The sequence below is a fragment of the Burkholderia sp. Se-20378 genome (assembly GCF_017104665.1).
In the GTDB taxonomy this organism is placed as follows: domain Bacteria; phylum Pseudomonadota; class Gammaproteobacteria; order Burkholderiales; family Burkholderiaceae; genus Burkholderia; species Burkholderia lata.
The window spans coordinates 1-8,876 of sequence record NZ_JAAGPG010000355.1; the positions used below are offsets into that span (position 1 = coordinate 1).

The 8,876-nt window shown below is 66.9% G+C and carries 10 protein-coding genes and 1 pseudogene; 4 read left to right on the forward strand and 7 right to left on the reverse strand.

Features of this window, described 5'->3' with window-relative positions; all coding sequences use genetic code 11:
- Window positions 1-282 (reverse strand): annotated as a pseudogene (locus tag G3N93_RS27925) (hypothetical protein); the annotation flags it as partial.
- 269 nt (window positions 283-551) lie between these two features.
- Window positions 552-842, reverse strand: coding sequence for a PsiF family protein (locus G3N93_RS27930; protein ID WP_174941161.1), 291 nt, complete (start codon window positions 840-842; stop codon window positions 552-554).
- 271 nt (window positions 843-1,113) lie between these two features.
- On the opposite strand from G3N93_RS27930, the gene G3N93_RS27935 reads away from it, so the two are divergent.
- A complete protein-coding gene (locus tag G3N93_RS27935) occupies window positions 1,114-2,136 on the forward strand; it encodes an asparaginase (RefSeq protein WP_174941575.1) in 1,023 nt (340 codons plus the stop codon).
- A 100-nt stretch (window positions 2,137-2,236) separates the two neighbouring features.
- Here G3N93_RS27935 and lysM read toward each other — a convergent pair whose 3' ends face one another.
- From lysM to gcl, 5 genes are all read right to left on the reverse strand, one after another.
- Entirely contained in the window at window positions 2,237-2,707 is a 471-nt protein-coding gene (lysM, locus tag G3N93_RS27940; protein WP_011352321.1) for a peptidoglycan-binding protein LysM, read from the reverse strand.
- Between the two features lie 11 nt (window positions 2,708-2,718).
- Window positions 2,719-2,844: a hypothetical protein gene (locus G3N93_RS42100; RefSeq protein ID WP_277396578.1), complete on the reverse strand. Its 126-nt coding sequence runs from the start codon at window positions 2,842-2,844 to the stop codon at window positions 2,719-2,721.
- Between the two features lie 321 nt (window positions 2,845-3,165).
- Entirely contained in the window at window positions 3,166-4,212 is a 1,047-nt protein-coding gene (locus tag G3N93_RS27950) for a 2-hydroxy-3-oxopropionate reductase (RefSeq protein WP_277396579.1), read from the reverse strand.
- Entirely contained in the window at window positions 4,100-4,909 is an 810-nt protein-coding gene (gene hyi, locus G3N93_RS27955) for a hydroxypyruvate isomerase (RefSeq protein ID WP_011657073.1), read from the reverse strand. Before hyi ends, G3N93_RS27950 begins: the two co-directional genes overlap by 113 nt.
- 43 nt (window positions 4,910-4,952) lie before the next feature.
- Window positions 4,953-6,728: a glyoxylate carboligase gene (gene gcl / locus G3N93_RS27960; RefSeq protein WP_174941155.1), complete on the reverse strand. Its 1,776-nt coding sequence runs from the start codon at window positions 6,726-6,728 to the stop codon at window positions 4,953-4,955.
- A 172-nt stretch (window positions 6,729-6,900) separates the two neighbouring features.
- On the opposite strand from gcl, the gene G3N93_RS27965 reads away from it, so the two are divergent.
- The 3 genes from G3N93_RS27965 to G3N93_RS27975 all read left to right on the forward strand — a co-directional run.
- Window positions 6,901-7,812 carry a LysR family transcriptional regulator gene (locus G3N93_RS27965; protein WP_174941153.1) on the forward strand — a complete coding sequence of 304 codons (912 nt, stop codon included), beginning with the start codon at window positions 6,901-6,903 and terminating at the stop codon, window positions 7,810-7,812.
- Between the two features lie 178 nt (window positions 7,813-7,990).
- On the forward strand, window positions 7,991-8,632 hold the full coding sequence (locus G3N93_RS27970) for an RNA polymerase sigma factor (RefSeq protein WP_174941151.1): 642 nt from the start codon (window positions 7,991-7,993) through the stop codon (window positions 8,630-8,632).
- Window positions 8,622-8,876: anti-sigma factor (locus G3N93_RS27975; protein ID WP_206134414.1), on the forward strand; the 255-nt coding region annotated here is incomplete at its 3' end. The genes G3N93_RS27970 and G3N93_RS27975, both read left to right, overlap by 11 nt.

Below are 8,876 nucleotides of genomic sequence, written 5' to 3' on the forward strand. Positions count from 1 at the left end.
CGTGTGGACGGTCGACTTGGTCGGCGACGCGTCGCCGTCGCGCAGCCGCAGCATCGACTGCACGAGATCGAGGATCGCGGCGGCGCGCCGTTCGCGTGCATCGGGCGTCGGCTCCTGCGGCGCGGCGGTGAGCTGCCAGGTGGTCAGCGCGAGCTGCAGGTCCGCCTTGTTGTACGCCATTTCCTCGCGGATCTCGCGCACGGCGACGATCGCAACGGGCACGGCCCAGAATACGATCACGATCAGCCAGCGGCGGAACCAGCGGTGTTGTCTCCATGCCATCCATGCCTCCGTTTGACGCGTGTGCGCGTCTGTCTCGAGGGCGGCCCGATGGCGCTTCTTGTACTTGGATGGGCCGCGTTGCAGCCATCATAGAAGAAAACGCGGCGAATTGCCGCACCATGTGGCGGCGCCGGCACGGCGGGCCGGGAAAGCGGGGCGGGAGGCGCGGGAGAGGCGAGGGGCGGGGTGCGTCGATGCGCGTGCAACGAAAACAAAAATGCCGCGCCCGCCGAAGCGGTGCGCGGCATTCGATACGGGAGCGCCGGGACTCAGGCTGCCGGCGCGTTGCTCAGGCAGCTCTTCATGAACGCCTTGCGGTCGTCGCCCTTCTTGCCGGTGGCCTGCGTGTTGCACGCCTTCATCTTTTCCTGCTGCGACATGGCCTTCGCGGGCTTCGTCGACAGGCAGTCCTTCATGAACGCCTTGCGTTCGTCGCCCGTCTTGCCGGCTGCCTGGGTGTTACAGGCCTTCATCTTGTCCTGCTGGCTGTTCGCCGCGAACGCGGGGGAAGCCAGCATGCCGCCGAGAAGCACTGCGGCTACGAGCGATTGGATTTTCATTTCGACACTCCCATGGGGTGAATTGCGTGTTATCGACGCCGTCACGAAGCACCGCGCGACGAGGATAGGGCCGCATCGCACAGCGCGTTCCGATTATGGCAAATCAATGTGAAAACACCAAAACGGCACTTTCTATAACGTTGCGGACACCACGGCCGTTGACGGCACGTGCGGCTGGGCGATCGGGACAAACCATGATGTGCGGCGGCCGGCCTCGATCGCCGTGCCGGAACCTGCCGGATCCCGGCCGCAAGCCTTTACAATCGCGGCCATGAATACTCCGAATTCCGCATCTTCTTCGTCCGCGGCGGCCCTGCCGCGCATCGCCGTGCTCGCCACTGGCGGCACGATCGCCGGCGCCGCGCCCGACGCGGCCAGCACGGCCGGCTACCAGGCCGGTGCGCTCGGCGTCAATTTCCTGGTCGATGCGGTGCCGGCGCTCGCGTCCGTCGCGCGCATCGACGCCGAGCAGATCGCCAGCATCGACAGCAAGGACCTCGCGCTGCCGCTGTGGAATACGCTCGCCGCGCGGATCGACGCGCTGATGGCCGATCCGGCGATCGACGGCATCGTGATCACCCACGGCACCGACACGCTCGAGGAAACCGCGTATGCGCTGCACCTGGTCGTCAACGGCGACAAGCCGGTCGTGCTGACGGCCGCGATGCGCCCGGCGACCGCGCTGTCGTCCGACGGCCCGTTGAACCTGCTGAACGCGGTGACGGTGGCTGCGCATCCGTCCGCGCGGGGGCAGGGCGTGCTGGTCGCGTTCAACAACCGGATCCACGGCGCGCGCGACGTCGTGAAGACGAGCACCTACGCGGTCGATGCGTTCCAGTCGCCGGAGCTCGGCGCGCTCGGCTGGGTGCAGGACGGCCGGGTCGAATTCGCACGCCGCGTCACGCGTGCGCGCGACACGCAACTGGCGATCGCCGCTGTGTGGCCGCCCGTCGAAGTCGTCGCGAGCTACGCGGGTGTAACGCGTACGGCCGTCGATGCGCTCGTCGCGGCCGGCGTGCGCGGTCTGGTCGTCGCGGGCACCGGCAACGGCTCGATCCATGCGACGCTGCAGGCGGCGCTGGCCGATGCGGTAAGCGCTGGCGTTGCGGTGGTTCGCGCATCGCGCGTCGGGTCGGGGCACGTGATGCGCAACGGCGCCGCGAGCGACGATGCGCTCGGCTTCGTGAGCGCGGGGTCGCTGAACCCGTTCAAGGCGCGCGTGCTGCTGATGCTTGCGCTCGCGAACGGCATCCACGGCCGCGACGCATTGCAACGCACGTTCGATACGCTTTGATCGGCTGACCGATGCGCGCGGCGCGGGCCGCACGCGTCACCATGAAAAAAGGCAGGCCATCGGCCTGCCTTTTTTGCGTCCGTCAGTCCGGCAACAATGCTCAGGACTGCGGCGGAATCACGAGCTTCTGGCCCGGGTAGATCCGGTCCGGGCTCGACAGCATCGGCTTGTTCGCCTCGAAGATCACCGGGTACTTGTTCGCGTCGCCATAGACTTCCTTGGCGATGGCCGACAGCGTGTCGCCCGACTTCACGTCGTGGTACTGCACTTCCGGATCGTCCGGCTGCAGATCGTCGTCGTTGACGCCAGCGACACCTTGCACGTTGCCGGCCGCGACCTTGACCTTGGCCTTCGTGTCGAGGTCGGCGACGCTGCCCGACAGCGTCACGGTGCGCGATGCGCCGTCGAACGCGACGGTCAGGTTCGACGTGTCGAGACCCTGCGTGTTGATGTAGTTCTTGATGGCATCAGCCGCGGTCTGGTTTGCGGCATTCGGATCTTCCGCTGCTTGCGCATCGGCATGACCCAGCAGTTTTTCACCCGCCTCTTTGATAAACGAAAGAAGACCCATCGTTGCACTCCTTAGGTGGTTGAAAAGAAAACGCGCCGTGAAGTGGCGAAAAAAACACCGCGCTGGGCGCGGTCACCGGGGGTGAACGCAAGCGCGGCGGTTTTCTCGAAAGGCGTGGCGAAAGTGTAGGCGTTCATGACGACGATTGCATGAAAAATCGCACGCTTGAACGTAAAGAAATGTAATACGCGAAATCCGACAGGCGGACACCCGACGACGACGTCTGACCGACCAAGGCTTCCCCGGCGTCGCCGGGTGCCGCTGCGGACCCCACCACGCCGCTCTCAGCCCAGAGCGGCGTTTTTCGCCCCGTCCCGCATGCCGTCGGCAGTGCAGGGCGGGGCGCCCCACCGTGATGCGCGAATGTGTCGCGCATCGATGCGACCGGCCGTGCCGGTCACGTATGTCTGTCGCGCGCCTCCGCCATCGCAGCGGAAACGCGCATCGTTGCAGCTGCGTTACGCGGCCGGCGTCTGGCCGATCTCGAAGTTCGACATGATCTCGAGCGCGCGCACGAGTGCCGAGTGGTCCCATGCCTTGCCGCCGTGCGATGCACACACGCTGAACAGTTGCTGCGCGCTGGCCGTGTGCGGCAGTGCGAGACCGAGCTTGCGTGCGCCGTCGAGCGCGAGGTTCAGGTCCTTCTGGTGCAGCTCGATGCGGAAGCCCGGATCGAACGTGCGCTTGGTCATCCGCGCGCCGTGCACTTCGAGGATGCGCGATGCGGCGAAGCCGCCCATCAGCGCCTGGCGCACGCGCTCCGGATCGGCGCCCGAACGTGCGGCGAACAGCAGCGCTTCGCCGACCGCTTCGATGTTCAGCGCGACGATGATCTGGTTCGCGACCTTGCAGGTCTGGCCCGCACCGTTGCCGCCGACGAGCGTGATGTTCTTGCCCATCTTCTCGAACAGCGGCTTGGCGCGCTCGAATGCCGCTTCCGGGCCGCCGACCATGATCGTCAGCGACGCTTCGCGTGCGCCGACTTCGCCGCCGGACACCGGCGCGTCGAGGTAGTCGCAGCCGAGTGCGTTGATCTGTTTCGCGAATTCCTGCGTGTCGAGCGGCGAGATCGAACTCATGTCGATCACGAGCTTGCCGGCCGAGAGGCCCTTCGCGACGCCGTCGTCGGCGAACAGCACGTTACGCACGTCCGGCGTATCCGGCACCATCACGACGATGACGTCCGCGTTCTGTGCGACTTCGGTCGAGTTCGCGACGACCTTCGCGCTGGTGCGCAGGTCGTCCGGGATCGGGAACGCGCCGTTCACGACGAGCTGGTGGTCGCCCTTGAGCAGGTTGCGCGCCATGTGCGCGCCCATGATGCCGAGGCCGATGAAACCGATGGTTGCCATGTGAAAGTCTCCTATAGGGCTGAAACGGGAAGGGTGCGACTCAGGCGGCGCGACGCGCCGAGCCCGGTGCGCAGCCGGCGACGCTTTGCAGCCAGCCGAGGCCTTCCGTCGTGGTGGTGCGGGGCTTGTACTCGCAGCCGACGTAGCCGGCATAGCCGAGCCGGTCGAGCAGCGCGAACAGGAACGCGTAGTTGATCTCGCCCGTGCCCGGCTCGTTACGGCCCGGGTTGTCCGCGAGCTGGACGTGGCCGATCGACGCGAGGTTGCGTTCGATCGTCGCGGCCAGTTCGCCTTCCATGCGCTGCATGTGATAGATGTCGTACTGCAGGAACAGGTTGTCCGAGCCGACCGCGCGGATCACGTCGAGCCCTTCCGACGAGCGGTTCAGCGCGAAGCCCGGGATGTCGAAGCTGTTGCACGGCTCGACGAGCAGGCGGATGCCTTCGCGCTTGAGCGCGTCGGCGGCAAAGCGCAGGTTGTCGACGATCGTGACGAACGTCTTGTCGCGCGCCGTGCTCGCCGACGGGATGCCGACGAGGCAGTTCAGCTGCGGCACCTTCAACGCCTTCGCGTATTCGATCGCACGGCCGACCCCTTCCTGGAATTCGCCGACGCGATCGGGCAGGCACGCGATGCCGCGCTCGCCCTGGTCCCAGTTGCCGGCGGGCAGGTTGTGCAGCACGAGGCGCAGGCGATGCGTCTCGAGCCGCTCGGCGAGTTCCTCTTTCGCGTACGGATACGGGAACAGGAACTCGACGGCGTCGAAGCCCGCATCGGCGGCCGCCTTGAAGCGGTCGAGGAACGGCACTTCGTTGAACAGCATGGTCAGGTTTGCAGCAAACTTCGGCATGAGCTAAGCCTCTTCGGTCGGTCAGTCAAAAATATCGTGCGGTTCAGTCGAGCATCGAGATCGCGGTCGGTGCGTGCTCGGCCTTTTCGGCGAGATCCTCGAATTCGTTGATCGCGTCGATTTCCGTGCCCATCGAGATGTTCGTCACGCGCTCAAGGATCACTTCCACGACCACCGGCACGCTGAACTCTTCCGCGAGCGTTTGCGCCTGACGCAGCGCCGGCTCGATCTCTTCCGGCTTGAACACGCGCAGCGCCTTGCAGCCGAGGCCTTCCGCGACGGCCACGTGGTCGACGCCATAGCCGTTCAGTTCCGGTGCGTTCACGTTGTCAAATGCGAGCTGCACGCAGTAGTCCATGTCGAACGCACGTTGCGCCTGGCGGATCAGCCCGAGGTACGAGTTGTTCACGACGACGTGCACGTACGGCAGCTTGAATTGCGCGCCGGCTGCCAGTTCCTCGATCATGAACTGGAAGTCGTAGTCGCCGGACAGCGCGACGATCGGGCGGCTCGGGTCCGCTGCACGCACACCGAGCGCGGCGGGGATCGTCCAGCCGAGCGGGCCGGCCTGGCCGCAGTTGATCCAGTTGCGCGCCTTGAACACGTGCAGGAACTGCGCGGCGGCGATCTGCGACAGGCCGATCGTGCTGACGTAGCACGTATCGCGGCCGAACACCTTGTTCATCTCTTCGTACACGCGCTGCGGCTTGACCGGCACGTTGTCGAAGTGCGTCTTGCGTTGCAGCGTGCGCTTGCGTTCCTGGCAGTCGGCGACCCAGGCGCTGCGGTCCTTCAGCTTGCCGGCGGCCTTCCATTCCTGTGCGACGGCGACGAACAGCTCGAGCGCGGCCTTTGCGTCGGACACGATGCCGAGATCCGGGCCGAACACGCGGCCGATCTGCGTCGGTTCGATGTCGACGTGCACGAACTTGCGGCCCTTCGTGTAGACCTCGACGCTGCCCGTGTGGCGGTTCGCCCAGCGGTTGCCGATGCCGAGCACGAAGTCGGACGCGAGCATCGTGGCGTTGCCGTAGCGGTGCGACGTCTGCAGGCCGACCATGCCGGCCATCAGCGGGTGATCGTCCGGAATCGCACCCCACGACATCAGCGTCGGGATCACCGGCACGCCGATCGTTTCGGCGAACTGGACGAGCAGGTCTTCGGCCGCTGCGTTGAGCACGCCGCCGCCCGACACGATCAGCGGCTTGTCCGCGTCGTTGAGCATCGCGAGCGCCTTCTCGATCTGCGCGCGGGTGGCCGCGGGCTTGTAGACCGGCAGCGGTTCGTACGTGTCGATGTCGAATTCGATTTCCGCGAGCTGCACGTCGATCGGCAGGTCGACCAGCACCGGGCCCGGACGACCCGAGCGCATCAGGTGGAATGCCTGCTGGAACACGCGCGGCACGAGCGCCGGCTCACGCACGGTGACGGCCCACTTCGTGACCGGCTTCGCGATCGATTCGATGTCGACGGCCTGGAAGTCTTCCTTGTACAGGCGGGCGCGCGGTGCCTGGCCCGTGATCGCGAGGATCGGAATCGAGTCGGCCGATGCGGAGTAGAGGCCGGTGATCATGTCGGTGCCGGCGGGGCCCGACGTGCCGATGCACACGCCGATGTTGCCCGGGGCGGCACGCGTGAAGCCTTCGGCCATGTGCGACGCGCCTTCGACGTGGCGTGCCAGCACGTGGCTGATGCCACCCGACTTGCGCATGGCGGAGTAGAACGGGTTGATCGCTGCGCCCGGCACGCCGAACGCGGTCTGGATGCCTTCTTTCTCGAGCACGAGCACAGCTGCGTCGACGGCTCTCATCTTGGCCATGAATGTCTCCTTGAATGGGGTGGATCTTGCAAATGGGTCTGTTGGGGACACTTTAGGGACGCAGGAAAGGTTTGATAAGATCAGCCGGAGTCGCTTTTTTCGAAACTAAAAGTATGGAATGACGGTTGGGCGGGGCTTTCCGCCGGTGCCGGAACAGAGACGGAGACGGGAGATGGATCGCTTCAAGCAGATCGAGACGTTCGTGCGGGTGGCCGATGCCGGCAGCCTCGCGGCGGCGGCGCTCGAGGAGGGCGTGTCGCCGGTGGTGCTCGGGCGGCGCATCGACGCGCTCGAAAAGCGTCTCGGCGTGAAGCTGATGTACCGCTCGACGCGGCGGCTGGTGGTCAGCGAGGAGGGCGCGGCGTTCCTCGAGCGCTGCCGCGGCCTGCTGTCCGAATGGGATCAGGCCGAGAACGAGCTGGCCGCCGGGCGGCGCGCGGTCAGCGGGCACCTGATCGTGTCCGCGCCGGCCGCATTCGGGCGCAAGCACGTCGCGCCGCACGCCCCCGGCTTCCTGGTCGACAAACCCGAGATGCAGCTGTCGTTCAACCTGACCGACCGCGTCGTCGATCTCGTGCGCGAAGGCTACGACCTGTCGATCCGGATCGGCGGGGCCGTCGATCCGAACTTCGTCGCGGTGAAGCTCGCGTCGAACCGGCGCGTGGTGTGCGGCACGCCCGAGTATTTCCGCCGGCACGGCCGGCCGAAGTCGCTCGACGATCTGCTCAAGCACAACTGCCTGGCGTTCAACCTGCAGGGCGGCCAGAACCGCGGCTGGTATTTCCAGCGCCACGGCAAGATCGCGACGATGCGCGTGGCCGGCAATCTCGACTGCAATGACGGCGAGTTGCTGCACCGCTGGGTGGCCGAGGGCCTCGGGCTCGGCTGGCGCTCGACGTGGGAAATCGCCGCGCAGCTCGAGACGGGGGAGCTCGAGACCGTGCTCGACGAGTATGCCTTGCCCGACTACGACATCCTCGCGGTCTACCCGCAGCAGCGCTACGTGCCGGCGCGCGTGCGCTACTTCATCGACTACCTGCGCGCCGCTTACGCGGGCCCAGGTTACTGGAGCACTACGCCGTAACCGGCGCGGACGGCCCGGCCACAGGGCTGTTCGACGATTTATTTACGTTTCGGGCGCGCGGCGCGGGAATAAACTCGACGCAACGACGGTAAGGTCATCGAGCGCGCACGTTGCCGGTCTGTCCGGGCACCGTGCCCGGAACGGGCGCGGCTTCGGCCGCCGGGATCAGGGAGGCCATGTGGGGCAAGCCGGACAGGCGGTCGATGAGCGGTCGGTGGACGACGCGGTTGCGCGCGGCGAGCGGTTTCGCGTGCTCGTGCTGCCGCATCTCGACGCCGCGTACAACCTCGCGCGCTGGCTGAGCGGCAGCGCCGGCGATGCGGACGACGTCGTCCAGGACGCGTGCATGCGCGCGCTGCGCTTCGTCGATTCGTGCCGCGGCGACAACGCGCGGCCGTGGCTGCTGACGATCGTGCGCCACACCTGGTACACGGAATGGCGGCGCCGTACGCATGCGCACGAGGTTGCGCTGCCCGACACGCTCGACGACACCGACGTGCCCGACGACTGGCAACCGGCGACCGATGATCCGCTCGCGCACCTGCTGCGGGGCGAGAACGTGCGGCTCGTGAATGAAGCGCTCGCGAAGCTGCCGCCCGAATACCGCGAGGTGCTCGTGCTGCGCGAGATGGAGGACCTGAGTTACCGCGAGATTGCGGCGATCGCGGACGTGCCGGTCGGCACGGTGATGTCGCGGCTCGCACGCGGCCGGCGCAAGCTCGCCGCGCTGCTGGGTGGCCCGCCGGCACCGGCGGCCGAAGGCAGGCCGGGCCGTACGCCGGCTGGCGGAACCGCATCGGAGGCTATCGATGGACTGTAACGAAGCGCGAGCGTTGCTGGACGCGGACGTCGACCGCGAGCTGTCGGCGCCCGATGCGTTGCGGGTCCAGCAGCATGTCGAAGGGTGCGAAGCGTGCCGCCGGGAACGCGCGCGGATCGTCACGCTGGTGCAGGCCGTGCGCCAGGCCGACTATCACCGTGCGCCGGATGCGTTGCGGGCCAGCATTCTCGCGAGCCTGCCGGCCGCGGCTGCGGCTGATGCGCCCGTGCGCGAGCCGGCGCGG

Excerpts from the sequence above, each read along its gene's own strand:
- hyi (WP_011657073.1), bottom strand. The coding sequence starts at position 4,909 with ATGCCGAAGTTTGCTGCAAACCTGACCATGCTGTTCAACGAAGTGCCG.
- gcl (WP_174941155.1), bottom strand. The coding sequence starts at position 6,728 with ATGGCCAAGATGAGAGCCGTCGACGCAGCTGTGCTCGTGCTCGAGAAA.
- lysM (WP_011352321.1), bottom strand. The coding sequence starts at position 2,707 with ATGGGTCTTCTTTCGTTTATCAAAGAGGCGGGTGAAAAACTGCTGGGT.
- G3N93_RS27950 (WP_277396579.1), bottom strand. The coding sequence starts at position 4,212 with ATGCCGGCTACGTCGGCTGCGAGTACAAGCCCCGCACCACCACGACGG.
- G3N93_RS27935 (WP_174941575.1), top strand. The coding sequence starts at position 1,114 with ATGAATACTCCGAATTCCGCATCTTCTTCGTCCGCGGCGGCCCTGCCG.
- G3N93_RS42100 (WP_277396578.1), bottom strand. The coding sequence starts at position 2,844 with ATGAACGCCTACACTTTCGCCACGCCTTTCGAGAAAACCGCCGCGCTT.
- G3N93_RS27965 (WP_174941153.1), top strand. The coding sequence starts at position 6,901 with ATGGATCGCTTCAAGCAGATCGAGACGTTCGTGCGGGTGGCCGATGCC.
- G3N93_RS27930 (WP_174941161.1), bottom strand. The coding sequence starts at position 842 with ATGAAAATCCAATCGCTCGTAGCCGCAGTGCTTCTCGGCGGCATGCTG.